Annotated in this window: 16 protein-coding genes, 1 pseudogene and 1 riboswitch; of the genes and pseudogenes, 5 read left to right on the top strand and 12 right to left on the bottom strand. The window is 65.5% G+C overall.

Annotated elements, in window-relative coordinates:
* Positions 1–117: 117 nt before the first annotated feature.
* The 8 genes and pseudogenes from BMYO_RS07225 to BMYO_RS07190 all read right to left on the bottom strand — a co-directional run.
* Positions 118–1,056, bottom strand: a pseudogene (locus tag BMYO_RS07225) (RluA family pseudouridine synthase); the annotation flags it as partial.
* Positions 1,053–1,613: a signal peptidase II gene (locus BMYO_RS07220; protein ID WP_094667816.1), complete on the bottom strand. Its 561-nt coding sequence runs from the start codon at positions 1,611–1,613 to the stop codon at positions 1,053–1,055. The pseudogene BMYO_RS07225 and the gene BMYO_RS07220, both read right to left, overlap by 4 nt.
* A 24-nt stretch (positions 1,614–1,637) precedes the next feature.
* Positions 1,638–2,984, bottom strand: coding sequence for a DivIVA domain-containing protein (locus tag BMYO_RS07215; protein ID WP_094667815.1), 1,347 nt, complete (start codon positions 2,982–2,984; stop codon positions 1,638–1,640).
* Between the two features lie 211 nt (positions 2,985–3,195).
* Positions 3,196–3,498: a YggT family protein gene (locus BMYO_RS07210; RefSeq protein WP_094667814.1), complete on the bottom strand. Its 303-nt coding sequence runs from the start codon at positions 3,496–3,498 to the stop codon at positions 3,196–3,198.
* Positions 3,499–3,609: 111 nt separating this feature from the next.
* The gene (locus tag BMYO_RS07205) at positions 3,610–4,089 is read right to left on the bottom strand and encodes a cell division protein SepF (RefSeq protein WP_094667813.1); all 480 of its coding nucleotides are present in this window, start codon (positions 4,087–4,089) and stop codon (positions 3,610–3,612) included.
* Positions 4,090–4,102: 13 nt separating this feature from the next.
* Positions 4,103–5,350 (bottom strand): cell division protein FtsZ, encoded by a 1,248-nt coding sequence (gene ftsZ, locus BMYO_RS07200; RefSeq protein ID WP_094667812.1) that lies wholly within the window; start codon positions 5,348–5,350, stop codon positions 4,103–4,105.
* A gap of 166 nt (positions 5,351–5,516) precedes the next feature.
* The gene (dusB, locus tag BMYO_RS07195; RefSeq protein ID WP_094667811.1) at positions 5,517–6,761 is read right to left on the bottom strand and encodes a tRNA dihydrouridine synthase DusB; all 1,245 of its coding nucleotides are present in this window, start codon (positions 6,759–6,761) and stop codon (positions 5,517–5,519) included.
* Between the two features lie 299 nt (positions 6,762–7,060).
* Complete coding sequence (locus BMYO_RS07190) at positions 7,061–8,536, bottom strand: glycine--tRNA ligase (protein WP_094667810.1); 1,476 nt, start codon at positions 8,534–8,536, stop codon at positions 7,061–7,063.
* Between the two features lie 389 nt (positions 8,537–8,925).
* Here BMYO_RS07190 and BMYO_RS07185 point away from each other — a divergent pair, with 389 nt between their 5' ends.
* Positions 8,926–10,269, top strand: coding sequence for a polysaccharide deacetylase family protein (locus tag BMYO_RS07185; protein ID WP_158216963.1), 1,344 nt, complete (start codon positions 8,926–8,928; stop codon positions 10,267–10,269).
* A gap of 10 nt (positions 10,270–10,279) precedes the next feature.
* Here BMYO_RS07185 and BMYO_RS07180 read toward each other — a convergent pair whose 3' ends face one another.
* The 4 genes from BMYO_RS07180 to BMYO_RS07165 form a co-directional block, all read right to left on the bottom strand.
* A complete protein-coding gene (locus tag BMYO_RS07180) occupies positions 10,280–11,707 on the bottom strand; it encodes a C1 family peptidase (RefSeq protein WP_094667808.1) in 1,428 nt (475 codons plus the stop codon).
* Between the two features lie 137 nt (positions 11,708–11,844).
* Positions 11,845–13,053, bottom strand: coding sequence for a hypothetical protein (locus tag BMYO_RS07175; RefSeq protein ID WP_094667807.1), 1,209 nt, complete (start codon positions 13,051–13,053; stop codon positions 11,845–11,847).
* Positions 13,050–13,775, bottom strand: a complete 726-nt coding sequence (locus tag BMYO_RS07170) for an ABC transporter ATP-binding protein (protein ID WP_094667845.1) — start codon at positions 13,773–13,775, stop codon at positions 13,050–13,052. Before BMYO_RS07170 ends, BMYO_RS07175 begins: the two co-directional genes overlap by 4 nt.
* Before the next feature lie 77 nt (positions 13,776–13,852).
* On the bottom strand, positions 13,853–15,034 hold the full coding sequence (locus tag BMYO_RS07165; protein WP_094667806.1) for a hypothetical protein: 1,182 nt from the start codon (positions 15,032–15,034) through the stop codon (positions 13,853–13,855).
* 381 nt (positions 15,035–15,415) lie between these two features.
* On the opposite strand from BMYO_RS07165, the gene BMYO_RS07160 reads away from it, so the two are divergent.
* The 4 genes from BMYO_RS07160 (at position 15,416) to thiM (ending at position 19,589) form a co-directional block, all read left to right on the top strand.
* A complete protein-coding gene (locus BMYO_RS07160; protein WP_094667805.1) occupies positions 15,416–16,186 on the top strand; it encodes a hypothetical protein in 771 nt (256 codons plus the stop codon).
* 78 nt (positions 16,187–16,264) lie between these two features.
* Positions 16,265–16,966 carry a response regulator transcription factor gene (locus tag BMYO_RS07155; protein WP_094667804.1) on the top strand — a complete coding sequence of 234 codons (702 nt, stop codon included), beginning with the start codon at positions 16,265–16,267 and terminating at the stop codon, positions 16,964–16,966.
* Positions 16,963–18,471 (top strand): sensor histidine kinase, encoded by a 1,509-nt coding sequence (locus BMYO_RS07150; protein WP_094667803.1) that lies wholly within the window; start codon positions 16,963–16,965, stop codon positions 18,469–18,471. The genes BMYO_RS07155 and BMYO_RS07150 overlap by 4 nt, the downstream gene beginning before the upstream one ends.
* Positions 18,472–18,478: 7 nt before the next feature.
* A riboswitch (TPP riboswitch) is annotated at positions 18,479–18,584 on the top strand.
* The gene (gene thiM / locus BMYO_RS07145; RefSeq protein WP_094667802.1) at positions 18,576–19,589 is read left to right on the top strand and encodes a hydroxyethylthiazole kinase; all 1,014 of its coding nucleotides are present in this window, start codon (positions 18,576–18,578) and stop codon (positions 19,587–19,589) included. (Overlaps the previous riboswitch by 9 nt.)
* The last annotated feature ends 61 nt before the right edge of the window (positions 19,590–19,650 follow it).

Here is a 19,650-nt window from a genome sequence, read left to right as displayed (position 1 = left end):
GGGCAACACACCATCCAAGCCAGATACAACGCCCGATTCGGTTATAACGTCTGAACCGGGCACACCAGCCGAACCGGACGGCGCGACCGATGTATCAGGCAAGTCGGTGTCCGCCACGGCGGCGGCTGCAGGCTGCTCGGCGTGGCGGGCGCGCATGGCGTCAAGGGCACGCGCCAAATCGGCCGGGTAATGGGATTCGACGGTGGTCCACACGCGGGTGCGCGGGTGACGGAACTCGAGTTTCATGGCGTGCAGCCATTGGCGGTCGAGGCCGAGCGCTTCGGAAAGCACGGGATTGGCGCCGTACATCGAATCGCCGCACAGCGGATGGCCAATTGAGGAGAAGTGCACGCGAATCTGATGCGTGCGCCCGGTCTCGAGGTTCACGGAGACAAGCGTGGCCTCGTGGCCGAATCGCTCGAGCACGTCCCAATGCGTTACGGCCGGCTTGCCGGCGGGCGTGACGCAGAATCGGAAATCGGAAACCTTGGCGCGTCCAATCGGCGCTTCGATGGTGGCCTTGTCCTGCTTGAGCGAGCCCTGCACGAGCGCGTGATAGGTCTTCCGGACCTCATGCTCGGCGAACTGGCGACGCATTTCGGTATACGCCAGATCGGACTTGCATACGAGCATCAACCCCGACGTGCCCACGTCCAGACGTGACACGATGCCTTCACGGCCCGCAGCGCCGTATGAGGTGATATGCACGCCGCGGTCGCGCAAGGAGCCAAGTACGGTGGGACCGGTCCAGCCGACGGAGGCATGGGCGGCCACGCCTACCGGCTTATCCACCACCACGATGTCGTCGTCCTCGTACACCACGGCCATGTCGTTGGCGATGGGCTCGGGCTGCGCCTGCTCCTCCACCAAATCGAACTCGACCGTCTCCCCCGGCGCAAGCGTGCTGGAACGGGACACGTTCCGATTCAGCACACGCGCCTGACCGGAGTCGATGAGATCGGCGGCCTTGGACCGGGAGATGCCGAGCATCTTGGCCACGGCGACGTCAAAACGTTTGCCCACCAATGCATCGGGGGCTGGGACCATGCGGCTCATTGCTGGGACGCCGCCTCCGATTCGGCGGAATCGCCCGCGCCGGGCTCAGCGGCCTTTTCGGCCAGATCACCGGCGCTGAACGGCTCGCCCTTGAGGATGAGAAGCACCAGCACCACACCGGCCACTACGAGATAGATGTCTGCCACATTACCCACGGACCAGCCGTAGTTGAGGAAGTCCACCACTTTGCCGTTGAGGAAACCGTCGGCATACATCACACGGTCGATGAGGTTGCCGAACGCCCCCGCGAAGGCGAAGGACAGCACCACCGTCCATTTCATGGAAATCGTGCGTATTCCGGCCACGACCAGCGCGATGCAGGCCGCCACGGCCAGCAGGCTGATCACCCATGTGGCGCCGGAACCGAACCCCAAAGAAGCGCCGGGATTGCGCACCAGCGTCAGCGACAGCAACCCCGGAATGACACGGATGGTCTGGCCCGCGGCAAGCGCCGCCATGGCCCATGCCTTGGTGAGCTGATCGATGAGCAGCGCGACCGCAGCCACACATGCAAAGACGGCCACGCGCATGCGCAGCCGTCCCTGTTGGTTCGTCATAAGACTAGACCCTGCCTATGCGCGTCAGTTCTGGCGGCCCGAGGTCTGGTCTTCGTAGTTGTTGGACTCGGAGACCTGAGAGACCAGCTGGCCGAGGAACTCGGTGAGGCGGGCGCGGTACTCGGTTTCGAACTGCTTGAGGCTCTGGATGTTGCCCTCGACCACCTTGGACTGGGCCTGCAGGTTGTCGCGCACCTGCTCGGCGTAGGTCTCGGCGGCGGAACGGGTCTTCTTGTCGTACTCGGCGGCACGGCGCTGGACTTCGGCCTCGTAGTTGTCGGCGTCGGTGTGCTGCGTCTTGGAGTAGTTGTCCGCATCCTGACGGGTCTTGACGGAGTAGGCGTCGGCCTCGGAACGCACGTTCTGGGAGTAGGTCTCGGCGTCCGCGTGCGTCTTGTCACGGTAGGCGTCGGCCTCGGAACGGGTGCGGTCGGAATACGTGTCGGCGTCGGAACGGGTACGGCTGGAGTAGTCGTCGGCCTCTGCGCGGGTGCGGTCGGAATAGTTGTTGGCCTTGGTGACGAGGTCCTCGTACTTGTTCTGGGCGGCCTCGTTGATTTCCTTGGCCTTGTTCTTGCCCTTCTCAACGTACTGGTCGTGCAGCTGCATGGCCAGCGTGAGCATGGCGGTGGCGCGCTCGGGCTCGGTGCCCGGCATGGAGGCGGCGCCGGCGATCTTCTGCAGGGAGCCGGTCTCGGTGCTCGGCTCGACCTTGGAGACCTGATCGCGCAGCTGGTTCTCGCGCTGCTTGGCCTCTTCGAGCTGACGGGACAGGTCCTGAATCTGCGCGGCCTGCTGCTGCGCCACGGCGGCCTGCTGCTGGGCGGCCGCGAACTTGCGGGACAGCTCCTCGGCGGAGGCGCGGTACTTGTCGCGCTCCTGCTGGATGGCTGCGATCTGCTGGCCGACGGCCTCCTGATTGCCGGACGCCTGGGCGGCCTGCGCGGTCAGCTGATCGATCTGCGCGTTGAGCTGGTCGACCTGGCCCTTGAGCTGCTCGTTCTGGGAGGACAGGGCGCGGTTGGACTCCTCGGCCTCGCTGAGCTTGGTGGCGGCCAGCTGGGCGGCCTGCTCACCGTGGGACTGCGCGGACTGCTGAGCCTCGGTGGCGGCCTTCTTCAGATTCTCGTTCTCATTCTGAAGCTGCTGCACCTGGCCGGACAGCTCGGAGATCTTGTTGTTGAGGCTGGTCACATCCGGGCCAAGCGCCTGGGTGGACTGGTTGCCGGCTACCGCCTGACGTCCCAGAGCCTCTACCGTTTCCGTGACCTGATCGAGGAAGTCGTCAACCTCGTCGACATCGTAACCTTCCTTGAATCGAACGGTCTGGAAGGTATGCTCCCTAATATCCTTCGGCGTCAACAGAGCCATAAATCTTGCACCTCGCTTTGGGGCAGTGCCCTCGCTTACGTTGGTATCATTCACGATGCTATCACGACCCCGGCTGTTCATGGCATGTGGCACGACATTATGACGCAGAAAGATAAAGAAAAACCGGGAAACGGCCTCACGCCGCTCCCGGCTCACGCTTCCGGTCCAAGGTATCGACGCACGCCCGTGCGCCGCCGAATCACGGCATCTGTCAGAAGATGATGCGGACCACCGTCTCCAGCACGACCAGCAGGAAGTACAGCACGATGAAGCTGACATCCAGATACATGCCGCCAAGCGGCAGCGGGCGGATGTAGCGACGTAGCCAGCGCAGCGGCGGTTCGGTGATGGTGTAGACCGCGTTGATGAGCTGGGCCACCACCCCTCGCGGATACCAGTTGCGCGCGAGCAGCGAGACCCAGTCGAGGATCATGCGGATGAACAGTACGGTGATGTATGCGTTGATCAGCCACGCGAGAATGCGGCCGATCAGGGCGAAAGTCAAGGACAACATGACGTCAAGCCTAACAAGCGGCGATGAAATGTTCGCTGGGGGCCGCATATGCGAAAGCCGACTCCTCACTGGGAGTCGGCTGATTGGGATGCCGGAACCAGACGATTTCGATCAGTCCGCGAAAAGATCGTGCGCGGACGCGGGGGCCACCGGCTCCTCGACCTTGATGTTCACCTGGGCCGGACTGAGCAGGAACACGCGCGGGGTGACGCGTTCCAGCGAGCCGCGTACGCCGAACACCACGCCCGCGGAGAAGTCCACGATGCGGTAGGCCACGGCTTCGGAGACGCCGGTGAGGTTCAGGACCACCGGTACACCGTCGCGCAGGGCGCGGCCCACCAATTGGGCGTCCTCATAGGACTTCGGATGGATGGTGGTGATGCGGTTGACCTTGCCGACGGGGAACTGCTTGGTCGACGACGAGGCGGGCGCGCTGGACGCGGCGGGCATCGGCGTCACCGTATGGTCGGAGTCGAAGTTCGCCTTGGGGGCGGGCTGGGCCGTCTCCTCCTCGTCGATGTAATCGTCGTCATCGTCCACCACGTCGGTCATGCCCAGATAGGACATGGCATTCTTCATGAAGCCAGCCATGGTTCACATCCTTTCAGCGCAGGAAGTCGGGGATGTCGAGGTCGCCGGCCGGATCGCTGGCGGGAATGCTCGGCGTCACCGTGGTCGGGTTGTCGAACGGCAGCGACGTCGGATTGGCGGCCGGCGTGTAGGCGGGCTGCTGCGGCTGCTGGACCGCCGGACGCTGCGGCTGGGCTGCGGGCTGCTGCTGGGGGGCCGCAGCCGGGGTGGAGGCCGCCTGACGGGAGACCGGCGGGTGGCTCAGCACGCTGGTGGGCACCACGGAGTTCACCACGGACTGGTCCTGCGCCACGTCCTGCGCGGAGACCGGGTCGAAGCCGGCCGCGATGACGGTGACGCGCACCTCGTCGCCATAGGCGTCGTCGAGTGCGAGACCCCAGATGATCTGCGCCTCGGGGTGGATGGCCTTGCGCACCAGTTCGGTGGCCGCGGAAGCCTCCTGCAGCTTCAGGTCGGTCGGGCCGGCGATGTTGATGAGCGCGCCGTGGGCACCTTCGATGCTCTCCTCGAGCAGCGGGGAGCTGATGGCGATCTCGGCGGCCTGGGTGGCGCGGTCCTCGCCCCGAGCCGAGCCGATGCCGAACAGTGCGGTGCCGGCGCCGCGCAGGATGGAGTTCACGTCGGAGAAATCGACGTGGATGTACGAGTTCATGGAAATCAGGTCGGTGATGCCCTGCACACCGGCGAGCAGTGCGGTGTCGGCGGTCTTGAACGCCTCGATGATGCCGATGGAACGGTCGGACAGCTCCAGCAGTCGATCGTTCGGGATGACGATCAGGGCATCGACCTCCTTGCGGAGGTTCTCGATGCCGTAATCGGCCGAGGCGGCGCGCTGCGGGCCCTCGAAGCTGAACGGACGGGTGACGACCGCGATGGTGAGGGCACCCTGCTGGTGGGCCGCACGGGCCACGATCGGGCTGGCACCGGTACCGGTGCCGCCGCCCTCGCCGCAGGTGACGAACACCATGTCGGCGCCCTTGAGGGACTCCTCGATGTCCGACTGGTGATCCTGAGCGGCCTTCGCGCCCTTCTCCGGGTCGGCGCCGGCGCCGAGGCCACGGCTGGACTGGTCGGACAGGGAAATCTTCACATCCGCATCGGAGCGCAGAAGATCCTTCGCATCGGTGTTCACCGCCACAAATTCAACGTTCTGCAAGCCTTCGGCAATCATGCGGTTGACGGCGTTTCCGCCGGCTCCACCGACGCCGACGACCTTGATATTGGTCTTGTCGTTGAACTCTGTTTGCGCGATCTCGCTCACGTTTGGCTCCTGTCACTTCACGGTTACACCCAAGAGTAGCGCAAACAGGCTACTCCGTGAGGGAAATTCACACGCCCAAGCGCGCGTGTTGTGTGGATATTTCTGCTTTTGCGGCCACCGTCCGTCCGGCGGCGGTGCTATGGGAGTCCGACATGCGGACCTCAGATCAGTAGCTGGCGTCCATCGGGTCGTCGCCGAATAGGGTCTCGCGCTCCTCGTGCGTGGTGGTGCGCGACTCAAGCCAGCCGTAAGGCAGGTGGACCTTCTTGGCGAACCGTACGCGGCCGCGCGGCTTGTCCACCACGCGCGGCGGGTACTCGATGCCGGGGTCGAGCCGGCCGATTTCGCGATCCACGTCCGCCAAGCTCTCACATTCCATGAACGCCTTGCGCGTCGAGCCTCCCACCGGGAAGCCCTTGAGATACCAGGCGATGTGCTTGCGCAGGTCGTGGACCGCCATCGTCTCATCGCCGTCGTAGAACTCGGTGAGCAGTTCGGCGTGACGGCGGATGACGCGGCACACCTCGCCCAGATTCGGGTTGAGACGTTCGGGGTTGCCGGCGAAGGCGTTCTTGATGTTGGCGAACAGCCACGGACGGCCCTGGCAACCACGACCGATGGCCACACCGTCGCACCCGGTCTCGCGAACCATGGCCAGCGCATCCTCCGCGCCCCAGATGTCGCCATTGCCGAACACCGGGATGTCCAGATGCTCCTTAAGCTCGCCGATGCGTGACCAGTCGGAATGCCCGCCGTAGTATTCAGCGGTGGTCCTGGCGTGCAGCGTCACCGCGGCACACCCCTCCTCCTGGGCGATGCGCCCGGCTTCGAGGAAGGTCTCATGCGCGTGGTCGATGCCCACGCGGATCTTGGCGGTGACCGGGATGCCCGCCGGATCGCACACAGCCACCACGCGATGGATGAGGTCGGTGAAGATGTCGGTCTTCCACGGCAGCGCCGATCCGCCTCCTCGACGCGTGACCTTGGGCACCGGACAACCGAAGTTGAGGTCCACATGGTCGGCCATACCCTCGTCCACCACGATTTTTGCGGCCTGTTCGACGATGGAGGGGTTCACGCCGTACAGCTGCAACGAACGGATCTTCTCGCTGGGTGCGAAGTGGCACAGGCGCAGCGCCTTGGGGTTGCGGGCCACGAGCGCGCGTGCGGTGATCATCTCCGCGACGTAAAGGCCATCCGGACCATACTCCTCGCAGATCACGCGGAACGGCCAGTTGGTCACGCCCGCCATCGGCGAGAGCACAACCGGCGTGGGCACGGTGATGTGCCCCAGCCGCACCGGCGCGATGGCCACCGGCTCGTCCGGCAGGCCGGCCTGTGCGTCCGTGCGCGGGTCGAGATTGTCGGTCTCATGAGGTGCGGTAAGGATGGTTTCGCTGGTGTTGCTCACTGTCGCGGGCCTTCTGTTTGTTGTGGGACACGTTTCGGGAACACGTAGGCCCCCTGTGACGAGGGGCTGTCATCCGCAGGATGACTGGGGGCGGGACGGCGAAATCGCGCGCGTCTCTCCCCACCCGACTTCAGAGGGGGCCGATTACCTTGCCATCCACCATATGCGGCGGGAATCCTAATCAAAGGGGACTCGCTCCGCCAGGCGCGGCGGATGGCGTTTATTCAATCAGTACGGACCAATCAGTCAGACCCATTGGTTATGGAACCGACCAATCGGGTCCGCAGGTACTGGGCCGATCAGTACAGGCCGCCGGCCTCGTTGATCTTGACGGAGTCGGGCCAGGGCTCGCCGCCCATCTCGACCGGCTTGAGCGGCACGCGGGTGCGCTTCTCGCCGATACGGGCGGAGACGTAGTCGGCGACCTTGTCCAGGGAGACGCGCTCCTGGGCCATGGTGTCACGCTCACGGATGGTCACGGCGTGGTCCTCGAGGGTGTCGAAGTCCACGGTGATGCACAGCGGGGTGCCGATCTCGTCCTGACGACGGTAACGACGGCCGATGGCGCCGGCCTCGTCGTAGTCGATCATCCACTCGTTGAAACGCAGGTCGGCGGCCAGGTTCTGGGCCACCTCCTGCAGCTCGGGCTTCTTGGAGAGCGGCAGCACGGCGGCCTTGATCGGGGACAGGCGCGGGTCGAGACGCAGCACGGTGCGCTTGTCCACGCCGCCCTTGGTGTTCGGGGCCTCGTCCACATCGTAGGCGTCCACGAGGAAGCACATGAGGGAGCGGGTCAGGCCGGCGGCGGGCTCGATGACGTACGGGATGTACTTCTCGCCGGTGGCCTGGTTGAAGTAGCTCAGATCCTCGCCGGAGTGCTTGGCGTGCGCGGTCAGGTCGAAGTCGGTACGGTTCGCCACGCCTTCGAGCTCACCCCAGTCGGAGCCCTGGAAGCCGAACTTGTATTCGATGTCCACGGTGCGCTTGGAGTAGTGGGCCAGCTTCTCCTTCGGATGCTCGTAGTGGCGCAGGTTCTCGGGCTTGACGCCGAGGTCCAGATACCACTGGGTACGGGCGTCGATCCAGTACTGGTGCCATTCCTCGTCGGTGCCGGGCTTGACGAAGAACTCCATCTCCATCTGCTCGAACTCACGGGTGCGGAAGATGAAGTTGCCCGGCGTGATCTCGTTACGGAAGGACTTGCCCATGTTGGCGATGCCGAACGGCGGCTTGGAGCGCGAGGAGGTCATCACGTTCTTGAAGTCCACGAAGATGCCCTGCGCGGTCTCCGGACGCAGGTAGTGCAGCGAATTCTCGTCCTCGACGGGGCCAAGATGCGTGCGCAGCATCATATTGAAGTCGCGCGGCTCGGTCCACTGGCCACGGGTGCCGCAGTTCGGGCAGACGACGTCCTTGAGGCCGTTCTCCGGCAGCTTGTCGCCGTGCTTCTCGGCGTAGGACTCCTCGAGCTTGTCGGCGCGGTTGCGCTTGTGGCAGCTAAGGCACTCGACGAGCGGATCGTTGAACACGCTCACATGACCGGAGGCCACCCACACCTCGGGAGGCAGGATGATGGAGGTGTCGACGCCGACCACGTCAGGGCGGGTGACGACCATCGAACGCCACCATTCGCGCTTGATATTGTCCTTCAGCGCGACGCCGAGCGGACCGTAATCCCAAGCGGAGCGGGTGCCGCCGTAGATCTCGCCGGCGGGGAACACGAAGCCGCGACGCTTCGCAAGGGATACGACTTCATCGAGTTTGGATTGAGCCACAATGCACCTTCTGGTTTGAACGGTTTGGGGACTTTGGTTACAACCGCTTCAGGATAGCGGCATACGGTGACAGCCCATGCCCTCATGTCCGCCTCTATCCGGCAGAACGCGGACCCGATCTAATCGTCATACTCATCACCGCAGCAGCATCGACGCAGTATCGCCGCAGCGTCGCCGGATCACGCCGCGCACCGATTCGACGCGGGACGCACGCCTCCACCGCCGCAGCCGACCCACAACCACAGATGAACAATCGGCGTATTCCATCTCAACACGTCATTGCGCACGGCTCACGTCGCATATCCTCAAAGCAGGGGTATTGAGGGGTTCGGGAAGGGTATGGCATGGGCGCGGCGCGGCATCTGCAACAGCATATGAAACGGTCCTCGATGCGGCTCGTTTGCGCGCTCGTGGCCGTCGCGGTGATCTGCTGCACGGCCTTCGTTTCGGCCGGATATCGGTTGGGCGTAGTACATAATCAACGCATTCAGGCGCTGGCCCAGTGCAATGCGGCTCGGTCGGCCCTCTCCCGGAACCTGAAGACGTTGCGCAACGCCTCCCTTCTGTCGGACGATGTCGCACCGGTCGAGGCGAACATCAAAGCGGCGTTCGCCGGCAACCCCGCACTCACGGATTTCGAAAGCAGCCGCGCGCATGCGGCGACGCTGCTGGCAGAACCGTCACGGCAATGTCCTGCGGATGGTTCGATTCCGGAGCTGTCCGCGCTGACCACGACGCTGCGCGGCCGGGCGCAGACCATACGCTCGCACGCGCGCGAACTCACCCAGGCCAGCGACAAGGTCGCGAATCTGACGAACGCGGGACCGCGCCGCACCCTGGCCACGGCCATCTCGCAGGCGCAGTGGTGGGTGGATTTCACCGCGGGGCAGGTCAGCGACGAATCGACCAGAATCGCCCTGAGCGAGGCCATCGGCAACGCGCGCAACCTGTTGGACGGCAACGGCATCGTCATGGATAGGCAACCATATATCCAGCAGGTCGCCGCTCTGAACGCTGCGATGGATGCCGTGGCGGTCTCGCATAACGCGAAGCTCGGCGTGGACTGCTCGAAGGTCGCCTGCGTGGCGCTGACCTTCGACGACGGGCCGAACGCCAAGAACACGCCCGTCGTCATCGATGTGCTGCGACGCACGAAGACGACGGCCACGTTCTTCACCGTCGGCGAGCATGTCGCGAAGCCGGACGAGGGCAAGCTCACCGTCTCGCTCACACGCGCGGGCTACCCGATCGGAAACCATTCATGGAGCCATGCGAATCTGGCCACCCTCGGCGACACGGACCTGACCGCGCAGCTGCAACGCACCAACGATGAGATCGAGCAGACGACAGGCTACGCACCCCTGATGATTCGCCCGCCCTACAGCAGTTGGAATGATGCCGTGCGCCAGCGGGCCATCGCGATGAACGCGGCGATCATCAACTATGACACCATCGGCGTGGATTGGGCGCGCACGGCCCCGCAGGTGCGCGCCAATGTGGTGCGATGGACCAAGCCGGGATCGATCATCCTGCTGCACGACCCGCAGGACAGCACCGCGCAATCCATCGAATCCATCATCACCGATCTCAAGGCCCGCGGTTTCGTGTTCGTCACCATCCCGCAACTGCTTGGCGGGCTTCCCAAACCGGGGTGGGTCTACTACTCACGCACCGGGTATCTGACACCCGATCAGCCCTGGACCGACTCGTCCTACTTCACCGCCGAGTGGTGAGGTAGGACGTTCAGCGGCAACGACGGGTCAGAGGCTGCCAGGGATCAAGCTCGACGGGCTCTGCCTTGGTGAGGTCGAGGGTGGCCTGGTCAAGCACGTCCTTGCGGATGATGAGTTCGGTGACGAACTGGTCGAACCAGGCGTCCGAGGCCACGTAGTAGCCATCCTTGCCGTTGTCCTTGCCCCAGCTGTTCTCGATCTTCCAACGGTCAGGACGGCCGTCGGCATCGAAGTTCACGCCGGTGAAGGTCATGGCGTGGTTGCTCGGACGATCGCCGTATTCGAGGCCGTCGGCCTTGTCGAACGTGAATTCGGTGCCGAAGAGCTGATCCACACGCACGGTGTCGCGGTCGAAGACGCCCTCGCCCCTCAAGGAGAACTGCATGCAGTCGCAGGCGAACCAGATGGGATGGCCGGCGCTGAGCTGGTCGATGGCCGCCTTCTTGAACACGTCGAGCGGCACGTTGACGAACTCCATGTCGCCCGCCTCGATGACGTTCGCCGTGTAGCGGATGCGGTAGCGCTTGCCGAACGGCGTGCGCTTCATCGGCGCGTTGGAGATGGTGACGAAATCGTTCACGTCCACCGGCACGTACTTGCGGTAGAACTCGAGCGGCGTGATGCCGGTCTCGCGGATCTGCCGGCGTTCGTCCTTGCCGGATTCGGTTTGCGTCTTGGCATCGGTGTTGGTGCCGTCGTTCTTGGTGTCGTCCTTGTCGTCATCATCCTTGACCCGGGCCAGGAAGTCGAACGTGGCGGGCGGCTCGCCCAGCGCGATCGCGCAGATGCGGTAGACGGTGGCCATGTCCTCGCGCTTGGTTTCGCGCAGGGCTTCCAGCGACGCGCCCGCCTCATGGCTGCGACGCAGGTCGGCGGCGAATTCGCGCAGCTTGGTGTTGAGGTACTGCTTGAAGGCGTCCGAGTCACGGGAGTTCGCGGATTCCGGATAGGCGGACTTCGGCACGAGACCGTACTTGTTCACCAGCGCGGCGAACATCTGCCACCAGCCGCCATCGTCGGACGGCCCGTCGTTGATGACCTCGAAGATGCGGGAGTCGGTGGGTTCGTCCAGCGTGTCCAACACATGCTCGAGATAGGTGTTCGACTTCTCGATGGCATCCCAGAAGAAGAGGTAGGTTTCGGAGAATTCGAAGTCCTCGAGGTTCCAGCGGTGCATGAGCTCGTAGCGCAGCGTATTGAGCGAGGCGAACATCCAGCAGCGGCCGGAGCGTTCCTGATTGGTGATCGATCCTTGCTTGAGCTCGATGGAGAAGTCGCGAGGCAGGCTCCTCAGGCCCCGGTAGTCGGTGGCGGCGGCGAGCACGCCGGCGGAGACTGCGGCGTTGGCGGCCACGAGGTTGGCACGGTCGGCGTTGAACGCGCGCGAATAATCCTTGAGATGTGCGACGTCGACTGCGGCGGCGGACTGGTCGGTCATGATGTTCCTCCCGGAAAACGTACGGCTCATGCAAACGTCTTCATGGTACTCGCCCCGCGCCGGATTCGACGGTATGCACAAGTAGGCGACCGGCAGAGTCGGGTTGAGACCCGACCCGCACCGCATTCGGCAGTATGCTACCGGGCCTTGAACAGGCGGAAGAGGCGGGATTCGCGGACGGCGAGCACGGCCAGCGCAGTGGCGACGAGGGCGCCGGAGAGCATGGCCGCGGGCGGGCGCACCGCCGCGAGGAACACCGCTGCGGGGTCGGACGGGGAGAGCCGCCAGCACAGCGCGGCGAGCAGGGGCAGGGCCACGGCGATGGAGGCCCCGGAGGTGATCAGCATCTCGCACAACGCGGTGAGCAGCTGGGCCCCTTTGCGCTGACCGCAGTGCAGCGCGCCCGCGTATTCGAGTCGGCGGCGGCGCACGGCGGCGATGCCGATGACGACGCCGACGGCGAGCGCCGCGACGGGCAGCACGCGGGTCATGCGCGTCTCGTAGAGGCTGGCGGCGCTGTAGCGTCGGTCGTGGCTTTTGTTGAGCTGGGTGACGCCGGGCAGGGTATTGGCATCGGCTACGCCGGATATGGCGGTCTCGTTGAGCAGCAGGTCGAGTGCGTCGGTCTGCGGCCACTGCTTCGCCCAGCATTCGGCGAATGGTTTGGCGCTGGCGGATGCCGGCACGAGGAGCGCGTACACGAAGCGGGTGTCGCGCCCGTCGTTGGGCCAGTCGAAGACGCCGGCGACGGGGATGTCACCATGGTCGGTCTCCATCAGGCTCCCCTTGGCCCAGCCGAAATCGTGGGCGAGCGCGGTGGAGACCCATACGCCGCTCGCGTCGGCGGCCGGCTGATTCGCGGAGGAGAAAACAGGATTGGAAGAGGAGGAGTCGGAAGAAGGAGAGTCACCGGACGGTGAGCCGTGGCCGGCGGTGGTCGTCGATGATACCGATGACGCCGATGACGAAATCACCGATGACAACGCGAGCAGCCGAATCATGCCGGCGGTGACCTCATAGGAGCCGATGCTGCGTCCAGGGGTAGAACGAGGTGTGATCTGCTCGCCCTCGCGCATGGCGCCGGATGCGCTGGGTCCTCCTTGGGCCTCGATGAGACGGTCACAGGCGGCTCCGTCGATGGCGGAGACGGGGCTGACGATGGTGGTCACGTCGGCGGCGGCCTCGATGCGGGCCGCTGCGGTGTTCTCCTGCCCGATGATGGTCAGCGCCTCGAAACCGCCGAACAGTGTGCCGGACACGGCCAGCGCGAGGAACCAGATGATGGTGCGTGAGGCACCGGAGGCGATGTTGCGGACCGCCTCGGAGATGATGGATGACAGTCTCATGGCCGCTCTCCTTTCGGCGTGGAATCGGCAGTCGGATGTTCGGCCGGCGCATAATCGCCCAGCGAGGAACCGCCCTGCGCGGAATCGGCCGGCGAGGAATCACCCAGAGCGGGATCGGCCGGCGCGTAGTCGGCGAGGTCGATGACCTGCTGGCAGGCATCGCGCGTGTCGCGGTCATGGGTGGCGACGACCACGATCATGCCGTGGCCGGCAAGGTTGCCGAGCACATGACTGACGCTGTGCGCGGTGCGCGTATCCAACTGCGCGGTCGGCTCGTCCACGAGCAGCATGTCGGGCTTCGCGCAGACGGCTCTGGCGAGCATGAGCCGCTGCGCCTCGCCGCCGGAGAGGGCCGCGAACGGACGGTCGGCGGCGTATTCGAGCTCGAACAGCCCCATCGCCTCCAAAGCCTGCGGCTCCGCATCAGCGCGACGCATCCCCTGTGCGAGCAGCGGGAAGACCACATGGTCGAGTGCGGTGCGTTCGGCCACGCCGTACGGGTTCTGGAACACCCAACCCACCCGTCGTACGCCGCCGCGGTCCACGGTGCCGGCCCAAGGCCTCTCCCAACCCGCGAGTATCGACAGCAGTGTGGATTTGCCGCAGCCGGATGGTCCGCAGATGGCCACGGTCCGCCCCGCCTCGAGCGTGAACGATAGGTGTTCGAACAGCACGTCGGTGCCGGGGAACCGGTGCGCGAGACCCTCCCCCACCACCCGCATCGGCGAGGCGGCGGGGGAAATCTCGGCCGTGGATGCCGACTTCGCGGTCGCCGCTTTTCCACGCCGTCCCCCACGAATCAGGAACATGTCGCACCTGCAATCGCACTGCCGAGGGAGACGCGGGACGGCGTTTCGGATTGTGCCTGCGCCGTCGCGCCACCCGCGGATTCGTCTCCGGCCGTCTGCCCATCGGCGGCATCCCCCGTCTGCCGGCCCGCCGCAGTCCTCTCATCTCCCAGCCGTATGAGGCTCACGCCTAGGTCCGCGCCGATGATGGTCACCGGCATCGTCCTGCCATCGGATGCGATGCATCCGCGGTCCCCCTTGACGCCGAACACGGCGGCCGCCGGCACGCGCAGCACGTCCACGGGCGTGGCGAGCGCCACCGTGGCGTCCACGCCCTGGGTGAGGTCGGCGCCCTGCTGCGCCCACTGGAACTCCCGCGAGGCCGTGACGCGTGCGCAGAACTCGGGGTCGTCGATCACCGTGGCACCGGCCTTGAGCACACCCTGCTCGCCGAACACGGTGATCGTCTGGTCGGCGGCGTTGGGTGTGCCGTTCTTCACGGTAAGCGAGGTGATGGCACCGGGGATTTCGGCGATCGGCGATGCTGCGGCCACCATCGTGCCGGTCGCCGCCTGCCATGAGGAGGCCGTTGCGCCGTCCTGCGGCAGCCAGATCACGTCCGCAAGCGGCAACGCGCCGTCCGAACGGACGCCGAGGTTGCCGAACAGGGCGACGACCGCCCAGTAGGTGAGGCTGGAGTACTGGTCGGATTCGGGATTGGCGTTGTAGCTAAGCCGCGTCAGTTCGGCGTTGAGCGCGCGCACGTCCTCGCCCGTGTCACCAGGCGCGAGATCGCGGTAGAGCGGGCTTTCGGTGGCGAGCGTCACGATGGGCCGGCCGTCGACCTCGAGCGCGGCGGTGCCGGAATGCAGTCCTCCGGCGGAGTGATCGGCGGTCACCGTGCCGGAGGTGTTGATGAGCACCTTGCGCGGCGCGGATACCGTGGGGACCACGGTGATCTGCCGTTTCGCGTCGTACTGCTGGGTGGTGACGGGTGCGCTGGTGATCTCGCCGGCGCGGGCCAGCACCGCCGGATGCCGGTCGGGCAGCAGGAACGCGCAGGCTCCCACGCTGATCGCCGCGGTCAGGATGATCGCCAGCAGCAGCCAAGTGACAGAGACGCGCCCGCGCCGCCTGTCGCCAACGCCAAATCCGCTGCCACCACCGCCGTTTCGACTTGATTGTCTCGCCATGACAAGGTCCCCCCTTCCGGTTCACCGTCCCGCACGTCTCCACTGCCGTTTCGGGTACTGCCATGGTCCCACCGGTCTGCGCGCAAAGTCAGGCGAAGGTCAGGCATGCGCTTCCTAGAATGGGACGTACGGATTGGATTGACGGGGTGCGAATCGCCCGCAAGTCCATGAATCCGAGTCCATGGATGTACGGACTCGGATCTGGACCCGGTTCTGGACGCAGTTCCACGAATGCACACCGATGGGTCCGATCCCGACGGATGCGCGACGGATGCGCATGGTTCTCGACGAAGGCACGGGCTTTCAACGAGGATACCTTGCGGTGGTGGGCGTCGCGCACGAGGTACACGAACGATGCGTACGGTAAACAAGGGGGTTTCGATGGCATGGTTGAACGGAAGGCCGCGCATCGCAGCGGCCGTGATGCTGACGCTGGCGTTGGCCGTGGGGCTGACGGGGTGCACGCTCCCGGGAACGCCCGGCGACGGGAAGGCCGAGACGTCGAACACCGCCGGAACCGGCGATGCGTCCGCGCAGGAGGGCCCGGCGTCCACGTTGTATGAGGCGGACGAGAACGGCCGTCTGGCGAGCTCGCTGCCCGCATACATCGACGAGGTGCTCAGCGATCCGTACGTGGACGACTACGAGCGTCCCATCCTCGAGCAGGCCAAGAAGGAGGGGCGGGTCTCCACCGCCGCGTATGAGAAGGTCTGGTCGGACTACAAGACCTGCATGGTCGACCGCGGATTCAAGGAGCCGAAGCTCGAACGGTTCCCGAACGGCATGATGGACATCATGAGCCACATGCCGGGCACCGACGCGCAGGAGGAGGCATGGCAGGACGCCTACGCCGACTGCTATCTGCGATTCGATCATGTGCAGCGGCTGTACGGGCAGCAGCAGGGCAACCCGAATCTCTATGCGAATGTGGAGGAGGCGGTCGTCGACTGCATGAAACGCGAGGGCGTGGTGCCCGCAAGCTATACGGTCAAGGACTTCAATGACGGGTATACCCTGCTCCAAACGGAAGGCTTCACGGATGCAAAGGACAAGCTCGGCTACGACTTCGACGACTCGCGCGTGCGCGGCTGCAAGGCGGCGCAGGGCTGGTCGTCAAGCAGCACCGACGACCCCGTGGAGTACATCTGGTAGAGGCCGGCATATCGGCAATCGGGGCAATCAGTGCGGGAAACCGACACGGGGAATGACCGGATCGTGAGGCGGCGGAAGATGGCGGGGATACTGATCGTCGAGGACAACACAGGCATGGCCGCCTCGCTCGACGACGCGCTGCGGCATGAGGGGTACCGCACTTGGACGGCCGGGACCGGCGTCGAGGCGCTGGAGTTGCTCGCCGCGCACCGGGAGGACATCGACATCGTGCTGCTCGACCGCGATCTGCCCGTCATGTCCGGCGACACGGTGATGACGACGATCCGTTCGATGGGCATCGACGTGAGCGTGCTCATGGTCACCGCCTCCGGCAGCCTCGAGGACCGCGTGGAGGGGCTGGACCTCGGCGCGGACGACTATCTGGCCAAGCCGTTCGCTTTCCGGGAGCTGTCGGCCCGCATCCGCGCGTTGCTGCGGCACGATTCGCGCCATCGCGGGTCGCTTGGCAGCGGCGGGCCCGGCTCGGCACCCGGAACCGGACCCTCCCCGCTCATGATCGATTGCGAACGTCGGCTCGCGTACTGGCATGAGACCCCGCTGGACCTGACGGCCAAGGAATTCGCGGTGCTGCGGCGTCTGGACGAGGCGGACAGCGGATGGGTCGGTCTCGACGAGCTCATCGCCGAGGTCTGGCCGGATGGTTCGGCCAGCACGGGCGCGGCGAAAACCGTCATCTACACGCTGCGGCAGAAGATCGAACGCGCCGGCGGACGCGGGGCCATCGAATCGGCCCGCGGGAAGGGGTACCGGCTGCCATGAGCGAGCACCACGAACGTCGTACGCGACGACGCCTTCGCGTACGGTTGGCTCCCCGCACATTCCGGGGCAAGATCGCGCTGGCCATCGGTCTGTTGGTGGCGGTGTTTCTGGCAATCGCGCTGGCGTTGCAGGCCATGTTCTTCAGCCGCATCTACGACCGGTCGTCCTACCGGTTGTATCAGGTGGCCAAGGGCTCCACGCTGCCCTCGCCCGAGAACGGCGAGCTCTATGTGTCAACCACCGGCTGTTATTACACCAATTACGCGGTGGGCTGCGGGCCGATGACGCCCGGCTCGATCATGGAGATCAGCGATGCGGACATGCGCAAGCCCCTGATGCAGAGCGCCATGTGGTTCTCGCTGGCGCTGTTCGCCGCGTTCGCCGTGCTGGCCATGATCATGGCGTGGCTCATCTCGCGGCGGCTGGCCGGGCGCATCTCGTCGCTGGGCGCTCAGATGCAGCGGCTTGACCCTGCCGAACCGGGTGGGCGCGTGACGCTGGCGGGGTCCGACGAGGTGACCGATCTGGCCGGGGACGTGAACACCATGCTGGAGCGTATCGAGCGCGCGGCGGCCACGCAACGGCAGTTCATCGCGAACGCGTCGCACGAGCTGCGCACGCCGATCGCGGTGATCGAGACCAGTCTGGACGCGCCGCTGAGCCAGGGCCGCTTCCCCGATGATGTGGAGCCCGCAGTGCGGCGCGCGCTCGACGCCGATCGGAACGCCGCCGATCTGGTGGAGGGGCTGTTGGCGCTGTCGCGCGTGCAGAACATGGCGTTGCATCACGGCGACGCGGAGCCGCCGGAGACATCGCTCGGGGATGCGGCGGAACACGCGCTGGATGTCTCGTGGGATGCGATCGAGGCGCGCGGATTGAACGTGCGCACCGACATCGACCGGTCGGTGCGGGTGCGGGCGGACGAGACGATGCTCGCGCTGCTGGTCGGCAATCTCGTGCGCAATGCGGTGGTGCATAACGTGGAGTGCGGGGACATCGCCGTCACTGTGCGTGCGGCAGGCGGCGTAGTGGGCGACGGCACGGTGAGTGGCGATACCGCGGACGGTAGCACGGTGAGTGGCAGCACTACGGACGGCAGCACAATGGACGATGGCACGGCGGCCGGCCGCGCGGAGCTGTTGGTGGAGAACAGCACGGAGACGGGTGCCGATGGCGGGGCCGCCGGCGATGCGACCGTCAACGATGGGTCCGCCGGCAACAATGCCGCGCATGATTCCGGCGAATCCGGCGAATCCGACGAATCCGGTGGCTCCTCCGATGCCGGCCGGCCTTCCGATTCCAGCGACCTGGACAACTTGCTCGTCCCCTTCCACCGAGGCGCGGCCTCACGGTTGGAGAACCGGCCCGGCAATGGATTGGGCCTGTCCATCGTCAAGGAAATCGCGGATTTATACCATGCCGAGCTGCGACTCGCCAGACCCGAAGCGGGCCGATTCGCCGTTTCTGTGCGATTTTGTAACAACCATGTCCATGTTGGGGCATAACGTCGGCAACGTAATGCAGGGGAACCCGTGGCGACACGGGTTGAGAATGGCCACGGCCTGACCCTTAGAACCTGTTGGTTAAGACCATCGTAGGGAGCAGTGATATGAGCGATGATTCGCACGCATCATGTTGCACGGACGCACACGGTGCGAATGGACACGACCATGACGAGCACGGACATTGCGCTGATTGCCATTGCGCGAATGCAGGCAATGCGAGCAATAGCAATATAGCCACGGCGAGCGCACACGCCGATGACGACGAGCTCGCCTCTCTACGCCACGGCATCGCGCAGGCCGTACGGGATGTGAAGGCCAAGACGCCGCTGGCTCAGTCGTTCACGAACTTCGTGACCATCAATCTGGTGGCCAACGCGCAGCTTGCGGCCGGCGGCACGGCTGCCATGAGCTTCCTGCCGGACGACGTGATCGACACGGCCTCCATCTCCGGCGCCGACTACATCAACGTGGGCACGTTGCTGCCCTTCTACGCGGATGCGCTGCCGCAGATCGCGCGCGCCTTCCGCAAGTCCGGTCACCCGTGGGTGCTGGACCCGGTGGCGGCGGGCATCGGCCGGACGCGCACCGAGATTCTGCGCGCCTTCCGCGCCACGCCGCCAACTATCGTGCGCGGCAACGCCTCCGAAATCATCGCGCTGGCCGATATGTGGGGGCTGAACCAGTCCGACGGCAACAATCCGGAGACCCGTCCCGCCGGCGTCGAATCGGTGGACGAAGTGGACGCGGCCGTGGAACCGGCGAAGCGACTGGCCCGGTTCCTCGCCGCCTCGGCCCCCGCCGGCAAGGCAGCCGTGGCCGTCTCGGGCGCGGTGGATCTGGTGACCGACGGCGAGCAGGTCTACCGCTTGCCGGGCGGTAGCGCGCTGATGTCCAAGATCACCGGCGCCGGCTGCTCGTTGGGCGGCGTGACCGCCACGTATCTGGCCGTCGCCGAGCCGTTGACCGCAGCCCTCGCGGCAACCCTGCTGTACAACCGCGCGGGTGAGATCGCCGAGGCCCAGGCCGACGGCCCGGGCTCGTTCCAGGTGCATCTGCTGGATGCGCTGTGGAATCTCACGCCCGAGCAGGTGGCGGAATCTGCGATTGCGATGCAATGAACCGTAGCGAGTCAAGAAGGGGTGGTCTCTCCCTCCGTCTCGCTACGTGAGCCAGCTCCCT

The organism is Bifidobacterium myosotis (genome assembly GCF_002259745.1).
Classification (GTDB): Bacteria; Actinomycetota; Actinomycetes; order Actinomycetales; family Bifidobacteriaceae; genus Bifidobacterium; species Bifidobacterium myosotis.
This window is presented reverse-complemented; position numbering and strand designations above follow the sequence as displayed.